Source organism: Klebsiella sp. ME-303, assembly GCF_007910085.1.
GTDB lineage: Bacteria > Pseudomonadota > Gammaproteobacteria > Enterobacterales > Enterobacteriaceae > Klebsiella > Klebsiella michiganensis.
Window position 1 is genome coordinate 37590 of record NZ_VOJB01000087.1, and the last position, 23527, is coordinate 61116.

The following is a 23527-nucleotide window of genomic DNA, read 5'->3' on the forward strand; positions in this document are numbered from 1 at the left end:
TGTAGCCCGGGCAAGGCGCATTAAGCGCCGCCCCCGGGAGCAGCGCGCAGAGTGGCTGAATTTCCCGGAGGCGATGCTGCGCATCTGTCCGGGCTACGGCACCGCAGACGGCAGTGAACCCGTAGCCCGGGCAGTGGGTTCACGGTTCGCCAGAAACAAAAAAAGCCCCATCAAGGGGCTCGACATTGCTGTGTGCTTATTATGTGGCGGGAGCCAGACCAGCCGCCGTCAGGCGACCTGTCCGGCAGCTCCCTCTGCAACCATTCGGTTATTTAGACAGCTCGGCGGTCATATGAACCTGGTTACCGGTATACGCTTCGGTAATGTGATAAGACTGGCCCTGGTCTTTAGCAATGGCGGCGATTTTGGCTTCGGCGTTGTCCAGCGTATCAGCGGTTACGCTAACAGGCTGAGCGAAGCTAGCGAAAGAGACCAGAGACAGCATACCGGCAGCGGCAAGTAATTTTACGTTTTTCATGGTGTTTGTCCTTTTAACTTTTATGGTGGAAAGCGTTGTTGCTTTCGATGGACTTATAATAAGCCTGCTAACTATAACGCGAGTTGCAAAAAGTGCGATTTAGATCACACTTTTGTGACGGTATGATGACGAATGCCTAAATTTTAATTTTTTATTTCTAATAAAAACAAACAGATGATTTATTCTGCAGCGTCTCTTTCGCCGTGGAAAACGATCTCAACAGCCGCGCAGTTTTCTCGCCTCGCGTGATTAATTATTTTTAATGTGAATGCATTGGCTGTTTTTTGAGCAAGTAAAGCGGCGATATTTCGCCCGTCAACGAAGCATTGAGCCAGGGTGAAAAGATACAGTGACCCTCACACAGATTGCGTGAGGACAATGGGATGATTGCCGTACTCTTTGAAGCCGAGGTCACTCCGGCGAGTCAGGAACGATACTTAGCGCTGGCGGCGGAGCTGAAGCCGCTGCTGAACAATATTGACGGTTTTATTGCCATTGAGCGTTTCCAAAGCCTGACCACACCGGGGAAAATTTTGTCGCTCTCCTGGTGGCGGGATGAGGAAGCGGTGCAGGCGTGGAAACGCAACCTTTGCCATCAGGCTGCGCAGAAAGAGGGGCGGGAGAGCATTTTCGCTTGTTATCACATTCGGGTAGCTCAGGTGCTGCGCGAATATCGTGCTTAACCTGCCCATCCCCGGTACTCTGGCTGCTGTTTGTGGTTAGGGAAAATAAGCGAGGCACTATGTTAAAACCTGTTGAGCTAATTGAAGACGATGAGTCCCTGGCCGAAGCGATGGCGGCAGTGGCGTCGGCGATGGCGGATGCCTCGCGCCTGAAGATACTGTGCGCCTTAATGGACGGCCGGGCGTGGACGGCGACCGAGCTTTCTGCCGTCGCCGATATTTCCCCTTCGACCGCCAGCGCGCATCTTAGCCGCCTGGTCAACAGCGGTTTATTAATCTGCCTTGCCCAGGGCCGGCATCGCTACTACCGCCTCGCCGGTAGTGATGTCGCCGGTTTGCTGGAGAATATGATGACCATGGCCGGCAAGCGCGCGGTGGCGCTCGCAACCAGCACGCCGGTCAATTTGCGCCTGGCGCGCACCTGTTACGATCATCTGGCCGGAGAAGTGGCGGTATCGCTGTATGATTTTCTGCAGCGTGAAGCGTGGATAACGCCTGACGGAACGGCGCTGACGCTCGCCGGGGAAGCGCACTTTGCGCGGCTGGGAGTGGTGGTGAAGCGCGGCTCCCGGCGCAAAGCCTGCTGCGGCTGTCTGGACTGGAGCGAACGACGCTTTCATCTTGGGGGCGCGGCGGGCGCGGCGCTGCTGCAGCACGGTCTGGAGAACGGCTGGTTTAGCACTACCGCGGGATTTCGCGAAGTGACGATTACGCCGGCAGGGTGGCGCGCGTTGTATCTGCATTTTCAACTGACGAAAAAGGGAGACTGCTGACGGATTAGGATTGTTCTCTCTGTAGAGAAATAACCTTTTATGCAACTATAGGTTGCTATCTTGTTAATTCCATATCGTCTTTTCCCCTTCAGTGTAAATAACAATAGCTTTGTTTCTTGCTATCAATCCCCAGTAATTAATAGTTGTGAGCTATCTGTTACATTGATTAACAGCTCGTGAACATATGTATATTTGTCAGCGAAAAATAGCATTCTTTGACGCCGACAGCCTTGACGAATTCTTTTATCGGGTTCGTTCCTGACGCCTTAAATATTGCGGCTTCCGGTCAGTCGAAGTTTCTATTAACAGTTGCAAAAGTGAGCATCGCAAATCGCTTCTGACTTTTGTGCGTATTAACTGTTTGCTCATTGATACTTAATTCACTCTGACAAGGAAATGGCAATGAAAAAGGTTCTTCTCTCTGCTGCAATGGCAACTGCGTTTTTTGGTATGGCTGCGGCAAATGCTGCTGATACCAATGTAGGCGGCGGTCAGGTTAATTTCTTCGGTAAAGTTACCGACGTATCTTGTACTGTTTCCGTAAACGGCCAGGGCAGCGATGCGAACGTTTATCTGTCACCAGTGACTTTAACGGAAGTTAAAGCTGCCGCGGCGGATACCTATCTGAAACCGAAATCTTTCACCATCGATGTTTCTGACTGCCAGGCGGCTGATGGCACCAAACAGGATGATGTGAGCAAACTGGGCGTGAACTGGACCGGCGGTAACCTGCTGGCGGGCGCAACCGCTAAACAGCAGGGCTACCTGGCTAACACCGAAGCCGCCGGCGCGCAGAATATCCAGCTGGTTCTCTCCACCGATAACGCCACCGCGCTGACCAACAAAATCATCCCGGGCGACAGCACCCAGCCTAAAGCGGCCGGTGATGCCTCTGCCGTTCAGGATGGCGCGCGCTTCACTTACTACGTCGGCTACGCGACCAGCACCCCGACCACGGTTACCACCGGTGTGGTTAACAGCTACGCGACTTACGAAATTACTTATCAGTAATATCGACTGAGAGATAAAGCCGCCTCGCGCCGGGGCGGTCTATACCCGTCATACTTCGAATGGCACAGGCGTTGGCGACGTTTGCTCACCCCAGTCACTCTCTGGCCGCCTTTCTGCAATTCGAATTATTCAGGGTATACAACAATAATAAAGCGGCCACTGCTGTCGCTTATTTTTTTATTCTGAGGTCAGCATGAAGCGTATTGCCCTTTTTTTCTGTTTCATTTTTAGTTTTGCGGCCCATGCCAATAATATTATTGTTAACGGTACCCGCTTTATTTATCCAGGAAATGAAAAAGAAATAACGGTGCAGCTCTCTAACACCGCCGACCGTCCGGCGCTGGCGCAAGCCTGGCTGGATAACGGTAATGCCGACGCGACGCCGGATACCATTACGACCCCCTTTATTATCACGCCGCCTATTTCCCGCGTTGATGCGAAAAGCGGTCAAACCCTGCGTATTAAGCTCGGCAGTAATGCAGGGCTGGCTAAAGATAAAGAGACGCTGTGGTGGCTGAACCTTCTGGAAATACCGCCGGTTGAGGCCAGCCAGAAAAACGAAGGGCAAAATATTCTGCAGCTGGCGATTCGTTCGCGCTTTAAGTTTATTTATCGCCCTGCCGGGCTAGGCAATCGCGACGCTGCGGCAGAAAAACTGGCGCTCTCCGCTAACGGCAGCAGCCTGTCCGTCAGTAACCCAACGCCCTTTTATATCACCGTAAGCCGTATCTCCCGTAACGGCGGCAAAGCGCTCAACAGCAAAACGGTCATGTTTGCCCCGCAGTCCAGCCAGACCATCGCCCTCTCTTCAGCGGTGAGCAAAGGCGAGACCCTGACCGTTAACAACATTAATGATTATGGTGCAGATGTCGCAGTGAAAGTTACCGTCAAATAAGGGAAACGATCATGAAGCAGAGGTCAATCTGCCCGGGAAGATTAAGCACGGCTATTGCGGTTGCGCTGTGCTGCTTTCCGCCATTTTCCAGCGGACAGGAAAACCCGGGAACGATCTATCAATTTAACGATGGTTTTATCGTCGGCAGTCGCGAAAAGGTCGACCTGTCGCGCTTCTCGACCAGCGCTATCAGCGAGGGCGTCTACTCCCTTGATGTCTATACTAACGGCGAATGGAAAGGGCGCTACGACCTGAAAATCACCGCCGGTAAAGACGGCAAAATGGGCGTCTGCTATACCAAAGCGATGCTGATGCAGTATGGGATTTCGCCGGAAAAATTAAATCCGCAGCTCAGCGAAAAAGAGGGCTTCTGCGGACGCCTGCAGGAGTGGCGTCACGAAGATAACGTCAAAGACACGCTGATTCAGTCCTCCCTGAGACTGGATATTGCCGTACCGCAAATCTACGAAGATCAGCGCCTGAAAAACTTTGTCAGCCCGCAGTTCTGGGATAAAGGCGTTGCGGCGCTGAATTTAGGCTGGATGGCCAACGCCTGGAACAGCCATATCTCCTCGGCCAACGGTTCCGATAACAGCAGCGCGTATCTTGGCGTTAACGCGGGCCTGTCGTGGGACGGCTGGCTGCTCAAGCATATCGGTAACCTGAACTGGCAGCAGCAGCAGGGGAAAGCGCACTGGAACAGCAACCAGACCTACCTGCAGCGGCCGATTCCGCAGATTAACTCGATAGTCAGCGGCGGGCAGATTTTTACCAACGGCGAGTTCTTTGACACCATCGGCCTGCGCGGGGTTAACCTGGCGACCGATGACAATATGTTCCCCGACGGCATGCGCTCCTACGCCCCTGAAATTCGCGGCGTGGCGCAAAGCAACGCCCTGGTGACGGTGCGCCAGGGCAGCAATATTATCTACCAGACCACGGTGCCGCCGGGGCCGTTTACCCTGCAGGATGTCTATCCTTCCGGCTACGGTAGCGACCTTGAAGTGTCGGTTAAAGAGGCCGATGGTTCGGTCGAGGTATTCAGCGTACCTTACGCCTCGGTAGCGCAGCTGCTGCGTCCGGGGATGACCCGCTACGCGCTCTCCGCCGGTAAAGTCGACGATAGTTCGCTGCGTAATAAACCGATGCTCTACCAGGGAACCTGGCAGCATGGTTTAAATAACCTGTTTACCGGCTATACCGGCGTCACCGGATTTGATGACTATCAGGCGTTCCTGCTGGGGACCGGGATGAATACCGGCATCGGCGCGCTCTCATTCGACGTGACTCACTCGCGGCTGAAGAGCGATACCCTTGACGAGCACGGTCAAAGCTATCGCGCCACCTTTAACCGCATGTTTACCGAAACCCAGACCAGCATCGTGCTGGCGGCGTATCGCTACTCCACCAAAGGCTACTACAACCTGAACGACGCCCTCTACGCCGTCGATCGGGAGAAGAACTACAACAGCAACTACACCGTGTGGCGCCAGAAAAACGGGATGACCTTTACCGTCAACCAGAACCTGCCGGACGGCTGGGGCGGTTTTTACCTGAGCGGCCGGGTGGCGGATTACTGGAACCGTTCGGGAACGGAGAAGCAGTACCAGTTTAGTTACAACAACATGTACGGTCGGCTCTCGTGGTCGGTCAGCGCCCAGCGCGTCTATACCCCGGATAGCTCCGGCCACCGTCGCGACGATCGCGTGTCACTCAACTTTAGCTACCCGCTGTGGTTCGGTGAAAACCGTACGGCTAACCTGACGTCGAATACCGCGTTTAATAACTCACGCTTCGCCAGTTCGCAGATTGGCGTCAACGGTTCGCTGGATAGTGAAAACAACCTCAACTACGGCGTGTCGACCACGACCTCTACCGGCGGCCAGCACGATGTGGCGCTGAACGGCAGCTACCGTACCCCGTGGACCACGCTGAACGGCAGCTATAGCCAGGGCGAAGGCTATCGCCAGAGCGGCGTAGGCGCCAGCGGGACGCTGATCGCGCATCAGCACGGCGTCGTATTCTCGCCGGAAAGCGGCACCACCATGGCGCTGATCGAAGCGAAAGACGCCGCGGGCGCGATGTTGCCCGGCTCGCCGGGTACCCGCATCGACAGCGACGGCTACGCCATTCTGCCGTATCTGCGGCCTTACCGGATAAATTCCGTTGAAATTGACCCGAAAGGCAGCAACGACGATGTCGCCTTCGGCAGTACCGTGGCGCAGGTGGTGCCGTGGGAAGGGAGCGTGGTCAAGGTCTCCTTCGATACCACGCTGCAGAACAACGTCACTCTGCAGGCGCGTCAGGCAAACGGTCTGCCGCTACCGTTCGCCGCCACGATTTACAACCCCTCCGGGAAAGAGATCGGCGTGGTGGGCCAGGGCAGCATGATGTTTATCAGCGACGCCAGCGCGCCGAAGGCCACGGTTAAGTGGAGCGGCGGACAGTGCTCGGTGGAATTAAGTCAGGAAAAAACAAAGGAAACGCTATGTCGCTAATGAAAAAACTGACGCTTTTTATTGGCTTAATGGCGATGGGGACCACGTCGGCATGGGCGTACTGTACGCGCCTGTCGCAGCCGACGGTTAGCCTCGACATGGTTGTGGGCCGGGTGGTGGTTCCGCCGGATCTGCCGGTAGGCTCGGTGATCGTGTCCCGGGACTGGACCATGTCGGCGCCGGGCGGGGCCAGCTATAGCTGCAGCAGCGGCACTAACCGCTTTGTGGCCAAAATCGTCGCCCCCGGGGCGACCGATCTGGGAAATAAAATTTATTCCACCAACGTGCCCGGGATCGGCCTGCGGTTCAGCCGCGGCGGGGCGACGGTCAATATTATCTACCCTGACACGTTCTCCAGCTACGTCAGCCGGACCACGAATTACTCGCTGGAAGGCTCCCGCTTTACGCTGGAGGTGATTAAAACCGCGAGCGTGACCGGCAGCGGAACCCTGGCGGCAGGTAAGTACACCTCTTACGACTGGGAGAACGGCAATAACCCGATCCTCGAAACCCGCCTGAGCGCCAACGCCATCACCGTGGTATCGCCCTCATGTACCATCCTGAGCGGCAAAAATATGAACGTCGATGTCGGCACCATCAAGCGCAGCGATCTCAACGGCGTCGGCACCACCGCGGGCGGAAAGGATTTTAATATTGAGCTGCAGTGCAGCGGCGGGTTAAGCGAGTCGGGATACGCCAATATCCAGACCTCTTTCTCCGGCACGCTGGCCACCGGCACCACGGTGAGCCGAGGCGCGCTGCTGAACGAAAAATCCGGCTCCTCGTTGGCGAAAGGAATTGGTATCCAGGTCCTGAAAGAGGGCGTACCGCTGGAATTCAACAAGAAATACAGCGTCGGTACGCTGCGCACGCAAGAAACCCGATACATCACCCTGCCTCTGCATGCGCGTTTCTATCAATATGCGCCGACCACCAGTACCGGTGAGGTGGAGTCGCACATGATCTTTAACCTGACGTACGATTAATTCGGGAGGCGGGTATGCGTGATTCAGCACAATATAAAAATAGCAAACGACTCATTCAGCTGGCGCTGATCGGCGGGATGCTGATGGCCTCCCCGGCGTCGGGTTTTGAGACCAACTACGATCGAGGGCGGGTGGATTTTGCCGGACGGGTGACGGATATCTCCTGTAGCGTGGCGCTGAACGGCGGCAACAACGCGGGGAGCGGCAGCGTCTGGCTGGCGCCGGTCAGCCTGGCCGAAGTACACGATCGCGGTGCCGGGGCATTTATGAAGCCGCAGCCTTTTACGCTGGAACTCTCGAACTGCCAGCTGCGTCACGACGGCGGCGCGGCGGATAAAGACGAGATCCGCCTGGTTAACGTCCGCTGGGTTGACGGCTTTACGGTCAATGCGGTGGGCAATGAAAATGCCGGCTATCTGAGGAATACGCGGGCGGACGGCGCCAGCCATATTTTCCTCGCGCTGTCGACCAATGATAATAATACCCTCGATAAAAGTAATAAAATCGTCCCGGCCGACCCCTTGCAAAACCGGGTGCCGCTGGTCGAAAAAGCGGTCGATGGCGGCGTATTTACCTATTACATCGGCTACGTGACCCCCGCGCCGGAAAAAGCAACCAGCGGCCCGTTGACCAGTTGGGCAACATGGGAGCTCGTTTATAATTGAAGGGGAGAGGGTATTGCGCGAGTATGACTTTTGATGCCGGAGTTATCCGGCATTTATTTATGCGGTGATATCTTCCTGGACCAATTGTTCAATGCTCACTTCCTTCCAGTAGTGTCCCTGAATAGCAAACCATTCCATGCCCTGCAACCAGGCCTTATGCGCTTCGCTTTCTACACCTTCAATAATCACATTATGGTGGTTGCGGGAAAGGAAAGTGACGAGGGCATCCATTAACGGACGACCGGAATCTTTTTGCATTAAAAGCCAGAAGAAGTCTTTATCGATTTTGACATAATCGAAATGATAGTCGCGAATAGCGTGAATACCGGCGTTGCCAGAGCCAAAATCATCGAGCCAGAGCGTAGTGCTTTGCGGGTTATTCCAGGTTGCGAGAGCATTATTCAAAAGATTATGGGAATTCTCGGTCACTTCAAAATGGACGCAGCCGATTTGGTCGACGAGCGCTTTAATCTCCGGGCGTTGCAATACGTTAAGTATATGGTCATCAACATTAATCGTCGCCGAGATAGCATTTTGCTTAAACTACTGTTTATGTTTTTCAATAAGCGCCAGCTGTTCCATAAAAATGCTTTCGCGTAGTCCCGTATTGGCGTAGCGAAAGAAGTTTTCCGGCGATATAGACAGGCGGTCAAAGCGGCTCAGGCACTCAACGGCGACGAGCGTACCTTTTGGGGAAAACATTTTTTGAAAGACATAACGAACGGATATATCGCTACGTGATAAATTATGCCTGGAAAAAAGAGTTGCGTTCATTATCTCTCGTCAAAAATCAGGTCAGAGGTAAAGAGAGGAGAATATTATAGGTGACCTTTCTACCGATGGGAATGATTATTAATGGCTTATCGCCAATAAATTATCGGGTTTTGATTGGTCACCCACATATTTTTGGTTTTAGCACTGGTACATATTGACTATGCTTTTGTTCATTGTTCGCGAGTTATTCATCCCGAGTTTCTTCATAATATGTACCTTATGGCTGTGGACCGTTTTATGATCAATGTCGAGAAGCACCGCAATCCTTTTACTGTTATTGCAGGCAATAATTAACTCCAGCACCTGAAGTTCCCTGGCGGTCAGCTTGCGGCGGGTGCATAGCCCCTGGCAGCCCTCGGCGGTTGAGGGCCTGCTGATGATGGCTGAGTAATCTGCCAGCGAGGATTTTTCGGTCAGAATCAACAGGTTTTCCAGATCAAGCAGCTCCCGGAACAGGCTGGACAGCTCGCTTTTGACGATCAGCACCAGCAGCGCGCAATGCGTCAGGCGCTTGCGCAAAGTGTTCAGTAATGCGACCGTTGTGGCCGCAGAGATATCTTTGTGGATGATATTGATAATAACGGTGGCTGCCGGGGAGGCGCTGACCCCTTTCACAATATCCTGAAATTTCAGGGTGGTGATATCCCTGGCGCGATCAATCATATAATCATGGATTGATTGCCCGATGATATTGTCATCAGTGTAAAGTAATATACTGTCCAATGGTTCAGACTCTCTTTTTTCTCTTGGCTTCCATAATCAAGTCGAGCAGTACTTTCTCTATTCGCTTCTTGTTATCAAGATGGCGAAATTTAAACTGACAGGAAATCTGGTAGTAGCTATCTGACTTCTCGTTATCATCTAAAGTCACCATAACAACATTTTTTATAACTAAATCTACGGTGATTTCGCCATATTCAGCGAGGGCGAGGATAGCGTTCTTGAGGATGGCGTTATGGCTGAGGAATTTCAGATTGGGGCTCCTGGTCATCAGCGCGCAACCGCCGTCCGAAATGTCTTTGATTTCGAATAGATAGTTTTCTCCGTTTTTGTGTCGGCCGTGACAGAAGAATTCGTGCTCGTGGCGCAGACGGAATCGGGGATCGCGCCGGCGTTGTACCACCTGGATACACTCCGGTAAGGTAAATGCGACCTTCCTGCATTTCCCTTCACCGCCGGCATAGCTTTTCTTTAGCGTAGAGCAAAACTCGATTTTCCCTGAATCGCTATGCAGAATAAATTTAACTTTATGCCCCGCGGGGATTTTGCTGGTGGTGGAGATATGAAACTCGGCAAAATCTACCCGCGTTAGCTGGGTAATAGTGCTTTTGTTATTAACAAAAACTTCTATCTCCGCCTGCTTTCGGAGCTCTTCCCTGAAAATAGCAATAATTTCATACTTACTCGTCTTTATCGTTCCCTCTGTCATGTGAAATCCTTGTAAATTGTTATTGTGTGTGGTCGATTTTTTATATAGCAATACAAACATTCTGATTGTGTTAACCAGATGTTTTTATGAGCATTTGATGTTGTTAGCTATCTTTGCAGCTAAATTGATTTGTATAAACTTTGAATGAGATATTGTTTTTCCTGTAATCAAGAGTTCGAAAATTTTGGCGAGACAAAAACGACAGAAGCCTCCAATTAGGAGGCCAGTCGAAAAAGTTTAAATCTATGCTTTGCATAGGGTTATCCGTAAGAGAATAAAGCGGATAACGCCTAATTTGTAGGATGTATAGTGCCAGTGGCGTTAAGGTAATTCCAGGCAAATATTGAGGAGAAGGCTTCTGCGAATATCGATCCGCAGAAGCCTGAAATCAGGAGTGGGGCTGGAGATTATCCAGAATGGCTAACGCTTCTGGTGGAAGCGTTAATTGCGCGGCGGCCAGATTCTCGTGCAGATGCTGTAGCGAGGAGGTGCCCGGAATGAGCAGGATATTCGGCGAGCGCTGGAGCAGCCAGGCCAGCGCCACCTGCATCGGCGTGGCGTCAAGCGAAGCGGCGACGTCGTTAAGCTCCCGGGCCTGAAGCGGGGTAAAACCGCCGAGGGGGAAAAAGGGCACCCAGGCGATATTTTGCGCCGCCAGCTCGTCGATCAGCGGATCATCCTGACGGTTCGCCACGTTATATTGGTTCTGAACGCAGACGATTGGCGTCAGTTTTTGCGCATCGCTCACCTGTCTGGCGGTGACGTTACTCAGCCCGATATGGCGAATCAACCCGCGTTCTTTCAGCTCCAGAAGGGTGGTTAAGGGCCCCTCCAGCGAACCTTCAACCGGGCCATGCGTGCCGAGCATACTGCGCAGGTTCACCACCTCAAGCACGTCGAGGCCCAGATTGCGCAGATTGTCCTCCACCGCCGCAGTGAGCTCCGCGGGCGACATCGCGGGCAGCCAGTTGCCTTTATCGTCGCGGCGAGCGCTGACTTTGGTCACGATACACAGATCGGCGGAATAGGGATGCAGCGCCTGGCGAATGAGCTGATTAGTCACGTGTGGACCGTAAAAATCGGAGGTATCAATATGATTGACGCCCGACTCGACCGCTTCCTGCAGTACGCGGATAGCGGTTTGCGGATCTTTTGGCGGGCCGAAAACGCCGGGCCCCGCAAGCTGCATCGCCCCGTATCCCAGGCGATAAACCTGACGATCGCCTAACGTCGCAGTACCGGATAATTTTACGCTGGACATATAAACCCCTGCTTTCTAGGTGTGCAAGGGATAAGTGTATGTCCGTCAGGGAGATTGGTGGGGGGAGAATGTTGGCAGAACGTGCGGCGAGGAAAAGACTCGCCGCACGAAGAGGATTAGCTAAAAAACATCACCGACACGCAGAGCAAACCGACAACCAGGGTAATAAAGCTACCTACCGAGCGGTAGGGCTTCAGCGCCGGAATAAGATACGTCGAGAGGGTTGGCATGATGAACAGGATCATCGCGATAAGCGGGCCGCTGACGGCGTAAATCATTGAGATAGCGTTGGGATTGATAAAGCACACCACGAAGGTCAGCGTCGAAACCAGCAGGATCGACATCGCCCGGTTAAACGCGCGGCTTTTACGAATCCCCGCCTGGGCGAGGGACGTTTTGACGATTTCACTGGCCCCTTCAATCACGCCAAAATAGGTGCCAAGGAACGATTTCGACATCGCCACCACCGCCACAATAATCCCGGTGATCGCCAGCCACGCCGGCGACCCCGGCATCATCGACAGGGCGGAAAGAATAGTGACCCCTTGATGGCGGGCGGTTTCAATATAGCCCGCCGGTATCGACAGCAGGCAGCTGAAGACGAAAAACAGCACGCTGGCGCAGATGAGGGTGTAGGCCACCTTCATGATTTTTTTGCATTTACCCATGGCCTGCTCGCCGTATTTCTCCTGCTGATCGATAGCAAAAGTCGATATGATCGGCGTATGGCTAAAAGCGAAAACCATCACGGGAATCGAGATCCAGATTTGGTGGAACGTGTGCGGGGTCAGCTGCATCTGGCTGGTCAGATAAGCCGGCTGCCAGCTCCCCATTAAATAGATGGAGAGGAACAGGAAACAGGCGATCAGCGGGAAGACTAAAAAGCCCATGACTTTAATCGTGACGTGGCGGCCCATTAAAAAGATCAGATTCAGCACCAGCACCACGCCCAGGCTGAGCAGCGCCCTGACCTGAGAAGTGATGGGCACATGTCTGGAGAGCTGCTCCGCGAGCGAGTTCGTAATGGCGACGGCGTAGATCAGCACCACCACGAAAAAGGCGAGGAAATAGAGGCCGGTAATCAGGCTACCGATCTTTTTACCGTAATAGTGATTAACGGCGCCGGTGATCCCTGCGCCCGGGGCGATGTTGGCGGAGAGAATAAACTGGCTCAGCGCTTTATGCGGCCAGTAGGTTAACGGCCAGGCGACCAGCGCGGTGATGAACAGAACGATAGCGCCCGCGGATCCCAGTTGGATCGGCAAGAATAACGTGCCAGCGCCTACAGCAGTGCCATATAAGGCGAAACTCCAGAGAGTTTCTTCTTTAGACCAAATTTTAGACATTATGCGACTTTATCAACCAGAAAACGAACAAAAAGGAGTGCAATTTAGCACATTTATGGATGAGCTGTGGCGATAGTTTCTGGCGAAGAAATGAAGCGGCGGAGCGCCCGTTACCGGCCGGGCGCTTTGCTAAAGATTACTGGCGGGCGGCGATCCGCTGCTGGCGAACCTTGATGACCCGCTCGCGCAGCATATCCCAGACCCAGTTAAAGGCCATGGTGTAGGGCAGGAAGAACAGCATAAAGCCGATTTCCAGCATAAACGCCTGCATCAGCGAAACGCCCAGCACCAGCGCGACCATCGTGACGCCGATAATAATAAAGCCTGACTCGAAGCCGATCGCGTGCAGCGCGCGGACCCGCAGGGTACGGACGACCCGGGTTACCGGCCACAGCCGGTCGAAGAGGGCGTTATAGATAATGTTCCAGACCATCGCCAGGGTCGCGAGCAGGATGCTGAGCCCGCCCATTTCAACGACCGAACGCTGCATGAGCCATGCGGCGGTTGGGGCGAGGATCAGCGTCGCCAGACCTTCAAAGCTTATCGCGTGGATTACCCGTTCCGTCAGCGTTTTGCGCTGGGCGTTGACTTGTTGCATGGCTTGTTGCCTCCGGTCTTTATATGAAATTACCCGGCATTTTATGGATAAATGTGATAAACAAAAGATAGTATCCATCGATAAAGTAGATAGTTCATGCGCTATTCTCCCGAAGCTTTAACCGCGTTTGTCGAATCCGTGGCCTGCGGTTCATTCTCAGCCGCGGCGCGGCGGCTGCGCAAAAGCCAGTCCACCATCAGCACCGCAATCGCCAACCTGGAAGCCGATCTTGGCGTGACGTTGTTCGATCGCACCTCCAGACAGCCGACGCTCACGCCGCAGGGCGAACAGGTGTTGAGCTACGTGAAGGCGATTCTGGCGGCCAGCGACAGGCTGGATGAGCTGGCCATTTCGCTGTCTGGCAACACCGAAGCGCGTCTGACCTTTGTGCTCTCCGATACGCTGCATCCCGATGTGCTGGAAGATCTGCTGGCGCAGTTCGATCGTCGTTTTCCGCACACCGAATTTGAGTGTCTGATTGGCGAAGACGACGACGTTATCGATCTGCTGCAAAAGGAGCGGGCGCAGGTGGGGCTGATTGAGGCCAGGGACAGCTACCCGACAGAGATAGGCAGTATCCGGCTGCCGATGCAAACCGAAATGGCTATCTTCGTGGCGCCCCGGCACCCGCTGGCGGCCCAGGGCAGCGTCACCCGCGATGAGCTGTTCAGCTGGCGCGAGCTGCGCCTGAGCACCTATCTGGAAAATACGGCGGAACCGGCGCGCGGTCTGGTATGGTCGGCGCCTAACTATCTGCTGCTGTTCAGCATGGCGGCGCAGGGGTTGGGATGGTGTATTTTGCCCAGCGCGCTGGTGGAGGAGTTCGCCGGGAGCGGAAGCCTGGTGGCGCTGGATATTGCCGGCTGGCCGCGGATGATCTCCACCGATTTGCTGTGGAATAAAAAGGCGCCGCCGGGAGAAGCGGGAAGCTGGCTGCGTCAGCATCTGCAGGGGCACGGGCGCGAATAGGGGCCATTTTTGCCATCGCCGACGATCTTTGTGATTCCCCTCACTTTTTTTAAACAATTGCGAAAATTTTTGATAACAATTCACTACTATGATGCTGTTTCTTTGCGCAGAGGCGGAGCAGAGGTAGAGGATGAAAGATGTCGTAATCGTCGGCGCGTTGCGAACGCCAATCGGCTGTTTTCAGGGCGCGCTGTCGCGTCATTCGGCGGTGGAGCTGGGCAGTGTGGTGGTGAAGGCGCTTGTTGAGCGCAGCGGCGTCGATCCGCAAAGTATTGATGAGGTGATCCTCGGCCAGGTGCTGACGGCAGGAACCGGACAGAATCCGGCGCGTCAGTCGGCGATCCGCGGCGGGCTGCCTAATACCGTTTCTGCTATTACCATCAACGACGTCTGCGGTTCCGGACTGAAGGCGCTGCACCTGGCGACCCAGGCGATTCAGTGCGGCGAAGCGGACGTAGTGATCGCCGGCGGGCAGGAGAATATGAGCCGCGCCCCTCACGTGCTGACCGACAGCCGTACCGGCGCCCAGTTGGGCAATAGCCAGCTTATCGACAGCCTTGTCCACGATGGCCTGTGGGATGCGTTTAACGACTACCATATGGGCGTGACGGCGGAGAACCTGGCGCGCGAGTATGGCATCAGCCGTGAACTGCAGGATGCGTGGGCGCTTAGCTCGCAGCACAAAGCGCGGCGGGCGATTGATTCCGGACGCTTTCGCGATGAAATCGTGCCGGTGACCAGCGAACTCAACGGTACTCCGCGCCTGGTGGATACCGATGAGCAGCCGCGCGTCGACCCCAGCGCAGAAGCGCTGGCCAGCCTGCTGCCGACCTTTGACCAGCAGGGCTCGGTCACCGCCGGCAATGCCTCAAGCATTAACGATGGCGCGGCGGCGGTGATGATGATGAGCGAAGCTAAAGCCGAGGAGCTGGGGCTGCCGATTCTGGCGCGGATCCGCGCTTTTGCCAGCGTGGGGGTCGATCCGGCGCTGATGGGGATCGCGCCGGTCCATGCCACCCGTCGCTGCCTTGAACGCGCGGGCTGGAAGCTGGATGAAGTCGATCTTATCGAAGCCAACGAAGCCTTTGCCGCTCAGGCCATTTCGGTGGGCAGGGTACTGGAATGGGACGAGCGGCGGGTGAACGTGAACGGCGGCGCCATTGCGCTGGGCCACCCGATTGGCGCTTCCGGCTGCCGCATTCTGGTTTCCCTGGTGCACGAGATGATTAAACGCGATGCCCGCAAAGGGCTGGCCACGCTATGCATCGGCGGCGGCCAGGGCGTGGCGCTGGCGGTTGAACGCGAATAAGCCCCTTCTGATATATGCGTTAACTGAGCCTCCCTGTGGAGGCTTTTTTTTGCTTCCCGCCAGGCGTTACCCTGCCAAAAATTCCTTTCTGACGCGCTATTTTGTTGAGCGTTGTCACGTCTTTCTGTGCCACCTTTTTTGAAACAAATATTTACGATCGCGATCACTAAAACATTATTGCCTAAAAAATAAAATACGGTTTTATAAAAACGAAACGATATTTTAATTATGAGGGGTAATTTATGTTCGCAAGATCTCTGGCCCTTGCTGCACTCTGTGGCATGTCTTTCGCGGCTTCAGCCGTCACGGTAGATTTACGTCACGAATTCATTGACGGCGGCAAATCGGATAAGAGCAACGCCGACCGCGTCTCCGTCTCCCATCGTTTCGCTAACGGCTTTGGCTTCTCCGTTGAGGCGAAGTGGAAGTCGGGCGGCGATAACACCAGCCAGCCTTATTCAGATTTCGTCGGTAATGGTCATGAAGAGAGCATTACCTGGCAGTGGAAGGCGAATAAAAACTTCTCGGTCACGCCGGGGTTCAATATTGAAAGTAACGATAGCCGCTCGATCTACAAGCCAAACCTGCGCGTGCAGTACAGCTTCGATAATGGCTTCTACGTCGCCGCCCGCTATCGTTACGACTATACCCGCTACCCGGCGAATGCAGGGAAAGAGGATGACAAAGTTAACCGCGGCGATGCGTGGGCCGGTTACGTCTTCGGCGACTGGCGTACGGAGCTGAACTACGTTTATGCGCGCAGTACCGAAGGGGTTAAGCGCAACGACAACAAACCGTACTCGCAGGAGTACAACCTCAAGGTTGCCTACAAGCTGGATAAAAACTGGGCGCCGTACGGCGAGCTCGGCAACGTTGGCGTCAACGATCGCAGCGACCGCCAGACCCGTTTCCGCGTAGGTGTTGCCTACTCGTTCTAACTTAAAAAATGTCCTCATCGTTTACCCCGGAGCGGTCAGCCGGGGTTTTCCTTTGGTATTAATCCCTCTTCCCGGAGCGGCGCAGTGCGCCCCATCGGCACGGAATGTAGCCCGGATAAGCGCAGCGCGATCCGGGGAAAACGCCGGGCATAAAAAAGCCCTCCGAAAGGAGGGCAAGGCCAGTTACAGAAACACTAACTCAAACAGTGGCTAACGCTATGCCTTCAGCATCTCAGGCTGGGGCGGCAGCTTCGCGATATACACGGCAGGTTTGCCGTCTTTATCGGAGCTGAACAAAATGGCGCTATCGTCCGGCGTAAAGGACGGGTGCGGGTGGGTAACCTGGCGACTATTGGCCACGGTTGCCCAGGAGGTATCGTGACGCGCAACGCGAAAATAGGCCTGCTTCGCGACATCGAAAGCGTACAGATACGGGTCGTTATCAATGGTGTAGCCGCTGGTGTCTTTGACGTCCACCGGGGTACCGGAACCATCGCCAACCAGCATCGTGCCGTCAAAGTTACTCATCAGATGCGAACAGGCCGGCATCTGCATCACCGCTTCATTAACGCCGGTATCCGGGTTGAAGCTGTAGATCGTCCGGCCCTGCTGGCCTTTCAGATAAGAGACGTACACCAGCGCGGAGCCGTTCGGTACCCAGAATTCGTGGGTGCAGCTTTCGCCTTCCGCATGCGCTTTGACTTTACGCACGTTGCTACCGTCTTCATTTACCATCCACATCCGCGCATCGACCAGGTCGTGCGGCCCTTCATGGCAGAAGGCGACGGTATGATCATCGAACGGACGATAAATCGGATGGCCCAGCCATTTCCTCTCTTCGTGGATCACGCTGCTTTCGCCGGTTTGCAGGTCGACGCGCAGCAGGCGGCAGTGGGGGCCTTTGTGGAAGAAATCGTGGAAAATCTGCCAGTCGTTGAGCGGCGTCCAGTCGCTTTTGGCAATCTCGATGCCAACCAGTTTGGTGCAATCGCTGTTGGCCACCCAGGTACCGTAGCCCACCCAGTCATCGGCGACGCGATACACTTCACGCTCTTGCAGCGTGGTGAGGTTAACCTCCAGCAGCGTACGGTCGTTCTTCACGTAATAAAGGGATTTATCATCCGGAGAAAGGAAACCACCAAACGTGTTATCACCGGCGCCTTCCGTTAGCTGCACCGCCTCGGCCTTTGCGAGGTCCAGCAGATAGTAGTTCCAGTTGCCGTCGAATTCGCCGGCAAACAGCAGGTGGCTGCCATCGTTAAAAAAACACTTCTGATAGAAATAGTTACGATGACAGGTCACTTCCGGTGGGGTTAAGCGGGTGATCTCCGCGCCGGTGTCCGGATCGCGGCTGACGTCATAATTCAGTTTAACCCGCATGCCTTTAGCCATGATGTACTCCTTTTCCTTCCTGAGATGTCGCCCGCCTGCGTTGACCGGCCAGTGGAAGTAGATTTAAAAGATGGGTGTTAATTTATCAAAACATCGTTTCATTATTTGTGATGACGGACGCAATTCGCAACAACTTCTTGCTATAGATCGCGCTTTTTTGCTGACAGTACGGCCGGCATCCCCGCGCTCTTTGTTTTCCTGCCGTTTTTTTTCGATCCGCCGTCTTTTTTTAAAGTTTGAATAATTCATTGTATTTTATTGAATTAAATAGGGATTTCACGGTTTATCAATCACCGCTTCGTGATCTGTTTTGCATTTTTAACATTTAACAGCCTTAAAATTGAAACGATGTTTTAATAATAATTGAAAATGAATTTAGCCAGGGCTAAGATGTCCTCACTGTAAAACGGAACTCTGTTTTATTTTTAGAAGGGGCAATCCCTGCGAGTTCTTCAAACCATAAGGGTCTGCACAAGCCGCAGGCTGGACTATCAGAACCTTGCCTGTACCTACACAGGCTCTGAAAGATTAAGGAACCAAGTATGATTCTCGACGCATTCTCCCTGCAGGGCAAAGTAGCCGTGGTGAGCGGTTGTGATACGGGTCTGGGCCAGGGCATGGCGGTGGGCCTGGCGGAAGCCGGTTGCGATATCGTGGGTATCAATATTGTTGAACCGACGGAAACTATTGAGCGCGTTACGGCGCTGGGCCGTCGTTTTCTCAGCCTGACCGCCGATCTGCGCCAGATTGACGGTATCCCGCAGCTGCTGGAGCGCGCGGTGGCGGAGTTCGGCCATATCGACATCCTGGTTAACAACGCCGGCCTGATCCGTCGCGAAGACGCGATCGAATTCAGCGAGAAAAACTGGGACGACGTGATGAACCTGAACATTAAGAGCGTGTTCTTTATGTCTCAGGCGGCGGCGAAGCACTTTATTGCCCAGGGTACCGGCGGCAAGATTATCAATATTGCCTCGATGCTCTCTTTCCAGGGCGGGATCCGCGTACCTTCCTACACGGCGTCAAAAAGCGCGGTGATGGGCGTGACTCGTCTGCTGGCGAACGAGTGGGCGAAGCACGGCATCAACGTCAACGCGTTGGCGCCAGGCTATATGGCGACCAACAATACCCAGCAGCTGCGCGCCGACGAACAGCGCAGCAGCGAGATCCTCGACCGTATCCCGGCGGGACGCTGGGGTCTGCCGAGCGACCTGATGGGGCCGGTGGTCTTCCTGGCCTCCAGCGCTTCTGACTACATCAATGGCTACACCGTCGCGGTGGATGGCGGCTGGCTGGCGCGCTAATATTTGCCGCGTTATCAGCGCAAAATAGAACCCTGCTTCGGCAGGGTTTTTTTATGTCTGAATAACAATTGTCCATATGATGAAACTGAAATAGTCCATATGGTTTATTTGTTTTTGAGGTAAGTATCTATATGTAACAGGGGTTGTTGAAGATGAAATGCTTATTTTCTGCTCTTCTGAAAGTTGAATGTCCATCACAAAACCATTGCCTGTAGCAACTTAATCCATATCTTTGGCGTGTCCTGCCTGACACCTTACGCCGCCGATCCCGTAGTTTCATCGTATGTCTTACTTCGTCTGGCAGGAAAAAAATGACCACTCTCAGTCACGACTCTACAACCATGCCGCGTACGCAGCGCGATACCCGGCGCATGAATCAGTTTGTCTCCATTGCCGCCGCGGTGGCAGGGTTGCTGTTTGGCCTCGATATCGGGGTGATTGCCGGGGCGCTGCCCTTTATTACCGACCATTTTGTTTTATCCAGCCGCCTGCAGGAGTGGGTGGTGAGCAGCATGATGCTGGGAGCCGCCATCGGCGCGTTATTTAACGGCTGGCTCTCTTTCCGCCTCGGGCGCAAATACAGCCTGATGGTGGGCGCGGTGCTGTTCGTTGCCGGCTCCGTGGGCTCCGCGTTTGCGACCAGCGTCGAAATGCTGCTGGTGGCAAGGATCGTTCTCGGGGTCGCCGTGGGGATCGCCTCTTATACCGCGCCGCTGTACCTGTCGGAAATGGCGAGCGAAAACGTGCGCGGCAAGATGATCAGCATGTATCAGCTGATGGTGACGCTGGGTATCGTGATGGCGTTTCTCTCCGACACCGCGTTCAGCTACAGCGGCAACTGGCGGGCGATGCTTGGCGTACTGGCGCTGCCGGCGGTGGTGCTGATTATTCTGGTGATCTTCCTGCCGAACAGCCCGCGCTGGCTGGCGGAAAAAGGGCGTCACGTGGAAGCGGAAGAGGTGCTGCGGATGCTGCGCGACACGTCAGAAAAAGCCCGTGACGAGCTCAACGAGATCCGCGAAAGCCTGAAGCTGAAGCAGGGCGGCTGGGCGCTGTTTAAGGTCAACCGCAACGTGCGGCGGGCGGTATTCCTCGGCATGCTGTTGCAGGCGATGCAGCAGTTTACCGGTATGAATATCATCATGTACTACGCGCCGCGCATCTTTAAAATGGCGGGCTTCACCACCACCGAACAGCAGATGGTCGCGACCCTGGTGGTTGGCCTGACCTTTATGTTCGCCACCTTTATCGCCGTCTTTACCGTCGATAAGGCCGGACGTAAGCCGGCGCTGAAAATCGGTTTTAGCGTGATGGCCATCGGCACGCTGGTGCTGGGCTACTGTCTGATGCAGTTTGATAACGGCACCGCCTCCAGCGGTCTCTCCTGGCTGTCGGTGGGGATGACCATGATGTGTATCGCCGGCTATGCGATGAGCGCCGCGCCGGTGGTGTGGATCCTGTGTTCGGAAATTCAGCCGCTGAAGTGCCGCGATTTCGGCATCACCTGCTCAACCACCACCAACTGGGTGTCGAACATGATTATCGGCGCGACCTTCCTGACGCTGCTGGACGCGATCGGCGCGGCAGGAACCTTCTGGCTTTATACCGCGCTGAACGTCGCCTTTATCGGCGTGACGTTCTGGCTGATCCCGGAAACCAAAAACGTCACCCTGGAGCATATTGAACGCAGGCTGATGTCCGGCGAGAAGCTGCGCAATATCGGCAATTAATTACAACGACTCGCGCGGCAGCCACGGGCTGGCTACTTTCACCGTCTCCCGATGGCTGTCGCCGTTAATAATGTGCTGGGCGCTCAGGCGCCCGATATCATAGTGCGGTAGCTGCACCGTTGAGAGCGACGGGAAAAACAGATCGCCAATCCCCACCATATTGTCATAACCGACCACCGCCACATCCTGCGGAATGCGCAGCCCGCGCGCCAGCAGCGTCTGATAGACCATAAACGCGATGCGGTCGTTGCCGCAAATCACCGAGTCGAACTGCGGCTTGCGCTGCTGAATATGGGCCAGCACGACTGCGGGAATATCGCGATAGTGCTCATCGCCGTAGGCCATATAGCAGTGAGCAAGCGTATCCGGGTCAACACCCGCTTCCCGGCAGGCGCGTTCCAGCCCCTGACGGCGGCGGACGGTGGCCAGATGATTCGCCGGCAGATGCAGGCACAGCGGCCGGCGATAGCCCGCGGCCAGCAGAGCCTGCACCGCCGTATACTGACCCTGTTCGTCGTCCGGGATATAGCTGGCCACCGGGTCGTGCAGGCTTTCGCAGTTGGCCAGCACGCAGGGAAGGGTTAACAGCTTGGCCGGTAGCGGCACCTGACGCAGACCCATCGTGGTATAGATAATGCCGTCCGGACGATGGGAGAGCAGCAGGTCGACGATAGCGTCCGGGCTATCGTCAGAGAACATGTTGACCACGAAGCTGTTCCAGCCGTGCGCCCGCGCGGTCTCTTCGATGGAGAGCGTAATCTCCACCGAGAACGGCGTGGTGACGGTATCCAGCGCCAGTACTCCGATGGTGTTTGGCGTCGCGTGAGCGCCGCGGATTTTCTTCGCCGACAGGTCGGGGACGTAGTTGGTCTCTTCGATAGCCGCCTGGACCCGAGCCAGGGTCTCCGGCTTGAGCCTTTCCGGGCTATTAAGCGCCCGGGAGACCGTCATTAGCGAGACATTCGCCAGCTTTGCTACATCCTTCAGAGATGCCATATTAAGTGCTCCACCCTTGCCGCCAGCAGCGGGGTCAACTAAGTTACTGATGTAAAAGGATCATACAATATTCTATCGTACACGTAGCGCGAGCGAAGAAGATGAATATTTGATCGAGATCTCATCCCTTTTATGTTAACGTTAACTTTTGTGATTAACATCATGAATCTCAACAAAACGAAGTGAGTTTCGCTTTTTGTTAACGTTACCATAATAGCATTACTCCAACATGAGAATGTCATGATGAAAGCGCATCACTCTCACAGCTATCCGTTACTCAGTGCGTTACTCTTTTTCTTTTTCGTGACCTGGTCCTCTTCAGGTTCGCTGCTCTCTATCTGGCTACATCAGGAAGTGGGGCTTAAGCCGGGGGATACGGGAATTATCTTCTCGGTGCTTTCCGTCTCCGCGCTTTTCGCGCAGGTGTGCTACGGCTTTATTCAGGACAAACTCGGCCTGCGTAAAAATTTGCTCTGGTACATCACCGTACTGCTGATCCTCTCCGGCCCGGCCTATATGGCGTTTGGCTACCTCCTCAAAATTAACGTCTTACTCGGCAGCATCTTCGGCGGGATTTATATCGGACTGACCTTCAACGGCGGTATCGGCGTGCTGGAGTCCTACACCGAGCGCGTCGCGCGCCAGAGCCAGTTTGAATTCGGCAAGGCGCGGATGTGGGGCTCGCTGGGCTGGGCGGTGGCGACCTTCTTCGCCGGTTTGTTGTTCAACATTAACCCGCACTTAAACTTCGCGGTGGCCAGCTGCTCCGGACTGGTCTTTTTTTTCCTACTGGCGCGACTGCGGGTCTCTTCCGCGCCGCATGCCATGCAGGAGGCGGTATCCGGCGGTAAAGTCACGCTGGAAGACGCCCTGCGTCTGCTGACCCTGCCGCGCTTTTGGGCGCTGGTCTTCTTCGTCATCGGCACCTGCATCTACGGCGTTTATGACCAGCAGTTCCCGGTCTACTTCTCTTCCCAGTTCCCGACCCTGCAGGAAGGCAACGCGATGTACGGCTACCTGAACTCGTTCCAGGTGTTCCTGGAAGCCGCCGGTATGTTCTGCGCGCCGTGGCTGGTTAACCGCGTCGGCGCGAAAAACGGCCTGATCTTCGCCGGAATGGTGATGGCCATGCGTATGGTGGCTTCCGGGCTGGTGGAGGGGCCGCTGCTGATCTCCATCACCAAGCTGCTCCACGCCGTCGAGCTGCCGGTACTGCTGGTATCTATCTTTAAATACAACAGCTTAAACTTCGACAAGCGTCTTTCATCCACGCTGTATCTGGTCGGCTTTGCCTGCACCAGCTCGGTTATCGCGACGGTTCTGTCGCCGCTCGCTGGCTATAGCTATGAGAAATACGGCTTCGCCCAGTCCTATCTGATTATGGGACTGCTGGTGTTCTGCACCACCTTTATCTCCATCTTCTTGTTGCGCTCCAGTAAGTCCTCTTCGGACCCGCTAATGCCGCAAACTTCCGCTATCTGAATCAAAAGAG

General features: G+C 54.7%; 21 protein-coding genes and 1 pseudogene. 13 read left to right on the top strand and 9 right to left on the bottom strand.

Going from position 1 to position 23527, the window contains the following annotated elements; all coding sequences use genetic code 11:
- Nucleotides 1-268: 268 nt before the first annotated feature.
- Nucleotides 269-478: a YdgH/BhsA/McbA-like domain containing protein gene (locus tag FQK12_RS18830; RefSeq protein ID WP_014226701.1), complete on the bottom strand. Its 210-nt coding sequence runs from the start codon at nucleotides 476-478 to the stop codon at nucleotides 269-271.
- Nucleotides 479-861: 383 nt separating this feature from the next.
- Here FQK12_RS18830 and FQK12_RS18835 point away from each other — a divergent pair, with 383 nt between their 5' ends.
- From FQK12_RS18835 to FQK12_RS18865, 7 genes are all read left to right on the top strand, one after another.
- Nucleotides 862-1161, top strand: coding sequence for an antibiotic biosynthesis monooxygenase family protein (locus FQK12_RS18835; protein ID WP_014226700.1), 300 nt, complete (start codon nucleotides 862-864; stop codon nucleotides 1159-1161).
- A 59-nt stretch (nucleotides 1162-1220) separates the two neighbouring features.
- Nucleotides 1221-1934, top strand: a complete 714-nt coding sequence (locus FQK12_RS18840; RefSeq protein WP_014226699.1) for an ArsR/SmtB family transcription factor — start codon at nucleotides 1221-1223, stop codon at nucleotides 1932-1934.
- A gap of 402 nt (nucleotides 1935-2336) precedes the next feature.
- The gene (mrkA, locus tag FQK12_RS18845; protein WP_001493056.1) at nucleotides 2337-2945 is read left to right on the top strand and encodes a type 3 fimbria major subunit MrkA; all 609 of its coding nucleotides are present in this window, start codon (nucleotides 2337-2339) and stop codon (nucleotides 2943-2945) included.
- Between the two features lie 193 nt (nucleotides 2946-3138).
- A complete protein-coding gene (locus FQK12_RS18850) occupies nucleotides 3139-3840 on the top strand; it encodes a molecular chaperone (RefSeq protein ID WP_000820820.1) in 702 nt (233 codons plus the stop codon).
- 11 nt (nucleotides 3841-3851) lie between these two features.
- Nucleotides 3852-6338 carry a fimbria/pilus outer membrane usher protein gene (locus tag FQK12_RS18855; protein WP_014226698.1) on the top strand — a complete coding sequence of 829 codons (2487 nt, stop codon included), beginning with the start codon at nucleotides 3852-3854 and terminating at the stop codon, nucleotides 6336-6338.
- Complete coding sequence (locus FQK12_RS18860; RefSeq protein ID WP_004124708.1) at nucleotides 6329-7324, top strand: fimbrial protein; 996 nt, start codon at nucleotides 6329-6331, stop codon at nucleotides 7322-7324. The genes FQK12_RS18855 and FQK12_RS18860 overlap by 10 nt, the downstream gene beginning before the upstream one ends.
- 14 nt (nucleotides 7325-7338) lie before the next feature.
- Nucleotides 7339-7989, top strand: a complete 651-nt coding sequence (locus FQK12_RS18865) for a fimbrial protein (RefSeq protein WP_014226696.1) — start codon at nucleotides 7339-7341, stop codon at nucleotides 7987-7989.
- A 57-nt stretch (nucleotides 7990-8046) separates the two neighbouring features.
- Here the strand turns inward: FQK12_RS18865 and FQK12_RS18870 are convergent.
- The 6 genes and pseudogenes from FQK12_RS18870 to FQK12_RS18895 all read right to left on the bottom strand — a co-directional run bounded on the left by FQK12_RS18870 (nucleotide 8047) and on the right by FQK12_RS18895 (nucleotide 13397).
- Nucleotides 8047-8763, bottom strand: a pseudogene (locus FQK12_RS18870) (EAL domain-containing protein).
- Between the two features lie 138 nt (nucleotides 8764-8901).
- Nucleotides 8902-9486, bottom strand: coding sequence for a helix-turn-helix transcriptional regulator (locus FQK12_RS18875; RefSeq protein WP_038422996.1), 585 nt, complete (start codon nucleotides 9484-9486; stop codon nucleotides 8902-8904).
- Nucleotides 9487-9490: 4 nt separating this feature from the next.
- Nucleotides 9491-10192, bottom strand: coding sequence for a flagellar brake protein (locus tag FQK12_RS18880; RefSeq protein ID WP_014226694.1), 702 nt, complete (start codon nucleotides 10190-10192; stop codon nucleotides 9491-9493).
- 388 nt (nucleotides 10193-10580) lie between these two features.
- Nucleotides 10581-11453, bottom strand: a complete 873-nt coding sequence (locus FQK12_RS18885; RefSeq protein ID WP_014226693.1) for an aldo/keto reductase family oxidoreductase — start codon at nucleotides 11451-11453, stop codon at nucleotides 10581-10583.
- Between the two features lie 116 nt (nucleotides 11454-11569).
- Nucleotides 11570-12799, bottom strand: a complete 1230-nt coding sequence (locus FQK12_RS18890) for an amino acid permease (protein ID WP_014226692.1) — start codon at nucleotides 12797-12799, stop codon at nucleotides 11570-11572.
- 136 nt (nucleotides 12800-12935) lie between these two features.
- Nucleotides 12936-13397, bottom strand: a complete 462-nt coding sequence (locus FQK12_RS18895) for a multidrug/biocide efflux PACE transporter (RefSeq protein WP_009651689.1) — start codon at nucleotides 13395-13397, stop codon at nucleotides 12936-12938.
- A gap of 96 nt (nucleotides 13398-13493) precedes the next feature.
- On the opposite strand from FQK12_RS18895, the gene FQK12_RS18900 reads away from it, so the two are divergent.
- The 3 genes from FQK12_RS18900 (at nucleotide 13494) to FQK12_RS18910 (ending at nucleotide 16613) form a co-directional block, all read left to right on the top strand.
- The gene (locus FQK12_RS18900) at nucleotides 13494-14366 is read left to right on the top strand and encodes a LysR family transcriptional regulator (protein WP_014226691.1); all 873 of its coding nucleotides are present in this window, start codon (nucleotides 13494-13496) and stop codon (nucleotides 14364-14366) included.
- Between the two features lie 130 nt (nucleotides 14367-14496).
- The gene (locus FQK12_RS18905) at nucleotides 14497-15675 is read left to right on the top strand and encodes an acetyl-CoA C-acetyltransferase (RefSeq protein ID WP_014226690.1); all 1179 of its coding nucleotides are present in this window, start codon (nucleotides 14497-14499) and stop codon (nucleotides 15673-15675) included.
- A gap of 242 nt (nucleotides 15676-15917) precedes the next feature.
- A complete protein-coding gene (locus FQK12_RS18910; RefSeq protein WP_032694720.1) occupies nucleotides 15918-16613 on the top strand; it encodes a porin in 696 nt (231 codons plus the stop codon).
- A 216-nt stretch (nucleotides 16614-16829) separates the two neighbouring features.
- Here FQK12_RS18910 and FQK12_RS18915 read toward each other — a convergent pair whose 3' ends face one another.
- On the bottom strand, nucleotides 16830-18005 hold the full coding sequence (locus tag FQK12_RS18915) for an oligogalacturonate lyase family protein (RefSeq protein WP_014226688.1): 1176 nt from the start codon (nucleotides 18003-18005) through the stop codon (nucleotides 16830-16832).
- A gap of 542 nt (nucleotides 18006-18547) precedes the next feature.
- On the opposite strand from FQK12_RS18915, the gene kduD reads away from it, so the two are divergent.
- Both kduD and FQK12_RS18925 read left to right on the top strand, forming a co-directional pair.
- Entirely contained in the window at nucleotides 18548-19309 is a 762-nt protein-coding gene (gene kduD, locus FQK12_RS18920; RefSeq protein WP_004124661.1) for a 2-dehydro-3-deoxy-D-gluconate 5-dehydrogenase KduD, read from the top strand.
- A 311-nt stretch (nucleotides 19310-19620) separates the two neighbouring features.
- Nucleotides 19621-21039, top strand: coding sequence for a sugar porter family MFS transporter (locus tag FQK12_RS18925; RefSeq protein WP_014226687.1), 1419 nt, complete (start codon nucleotides 19621-19623; stop codon nucleotides 21037-21039).
- Here FQK12_RS18925 and FQK12_RS18930 read toward each other — a convergent pair whose 3' ends face one another.
- Nucleotides 21040-22035: a LacI family DNA-binding transcriptional regulator gene (locus FQK12_RS18930; RefSeq protein ID WP_014226686.1), complete on the bottom strand. Its 996-nt coding sequence runs from the start codon at nucleotides 22033-22035 to the stop codon at nucleotides 21040-21042.
- Nucleotides 22036-22275: 240 nt separating this feature from the next.
- Here FQK12_RS18930 and FQK12_RS18935 point away from each other — a divergent pair, with 240 nt between their 5' ends.
- Nucleotides 22276-23517 (top strand): MFS transporter, encoded by a 1242-nt coding sequence (locus tag FQK12_RS18935; RefSeq protein ID WP_014226685.1) that lies wholly within the window; start codon nucleotides 22276-22278, stop codon nucleotides 23515-23517.
- Nucleotides 23518-23527 lie beyond the last annotated feature (10 nt).

Excerpts from the sequence above, each read along its gene's own strand:
- FQK12_RS18890 (WP_014226692.1), bottom strand. The coding sequence starts at position 12,799 with ATGTCTAAAATTTGGTCTAAAGAAGAAACTCTCTGGAGTTTCGCCTTA.
- FQK12_RS18935 (WP_014226685.1), top strand. The coding sequence starts at position 22,276 with ATGATGAAAGCGCATCACTCTCACAGCTATCCGTTACTCAGTGCGTTA.
- FQK12_RS18830 (WP_014226701.1), bottom strand. The coding sequence starts at position 478 with ATGAAAAACGTAAAATTACTTGCCGCTGCCGGTATGCTGTCTCTGGTC.
- FQK12_RS18915 (WP_014226688.1), bottom strand. The coding sequence starts at position 18,005 with ATGGCTAAAGGCATGCGGGTTAAACTGAATTATGACGTCAGCCGCGAT.
- FQK12_RS18925 (WP_014226687.1), top strand. The coding sequence starts at position 19,621 with ATGACCACTCTCAGTCACGACTCTACAACCATGCCGCGTACGCAGCGC.
- mrkA (WP_001493056.1), top strand. The coding sequence starts at position 2,337 with ATGAAAAAGGTTCTTCTCTCTGCTGCAATGGCAACTGCGTTTTTTGGT.
- FQK12_RS18885 (WP_014226693.1), bottom strand. The coding sequence starts at position 11,453 with ATGTCCAGCGTAAAATTATCCGGTACTGCGACGTTAGGCGATCGTCAG.
- FQK12_RS18895 (WP_009651689.1), bottom strand. The coding sequence starts at position 13,397 with ATGCAACAAGTCAACGCCCAGCGCAAAACGCTGACGGAACGGGTAATC.
- FQK12_RS18905 (WP_014226690.1), top strand. The coding sequence starts at position 14,497 with ATGAAAGATGTCGTAATCGTCGGCGCGTTGCGAACGCCAATCGGCTGT.
- FQK12_RS18860 (WP_004124708.1), top strand. The coding sequence starts at position 6,329 with ATGTCGCTAATGAAAAAACTGACGCTTTTTATTGGCTTAATGGCGATG.
- FQK12_RS18910 (WP_032694720.1), top strand. The coding sequence starts at position 15,918 with ATGTTCGCAAGATCTCTGGCCCTTGCTGCACTCTGTGGCATGTCTTTC.
- FQK12_RS18880 (WP_014226694.1), bottom strand. The coding sequence starts at position 10,192 with ATGACAGAGGGAACGATAAAGACGAGTAAGTATGAAATTATTGCTATT.
- FQK12_RS18930 (WP_014226686.1), bottom strand. The coding sequence starts at position 22,035 with ATGGCATCTCTGAAGGATGTAGCAAAGCTGGCGAATGTCTCGCTAATG.
- FQK12_RS18840 (WP_014226699.1), top strand. The coding sequence starts at position 1,221 with ATGTTAAAACCTGTTGAGCTAATTGAAGACGATGAGTCCCTGGCCGAA.
- FQK12_RS18900 (WP_014226691.1), top strand. The coding sequence starts at position 13,494 with ATGCGCTATTCTCCCGAAGCTTTAACCGCGTTTGTCGAATCCGTGGCC.
- kduD (WP_004124661.1), top strand. The coding sequence starts at position 18,548 with ATGATTCTCGACGCATTCTCCCTGCAGGGCAAAGTAGCCGTGGTGAGC.
- FQK12_RS18865 (WP_014226696.1), top strand. The coding sequence starts at position 7,339 with ATGCGTGATTCAGCACAATATAAAAATAGCAAACGACTCATTCAGCTG.
- FQK12_RS18850 (WP_000820820.1), top strand. The coding sequence starts at position 3,139 with ATGAAGCGTATTGCCCTTTTTTTCTGTTTCATTTTTAGTTTTGCGGCC.
- FQK12_RS18855 (WP_014226698.1), top strand. The coding sequence starts at position 3,852 with ATGAAGCAGAGGTCAATCTGCCCGGGAAGATTAAGCACGGCTATTGCG.
- FQK12_RS18835 (WP_014226700.1), top strand. The coding sequence starts at position 862 with ATGATTGCCGTACTCTTTGAAGCCGAGGTCACTCCGGCGAGTCAGGAA.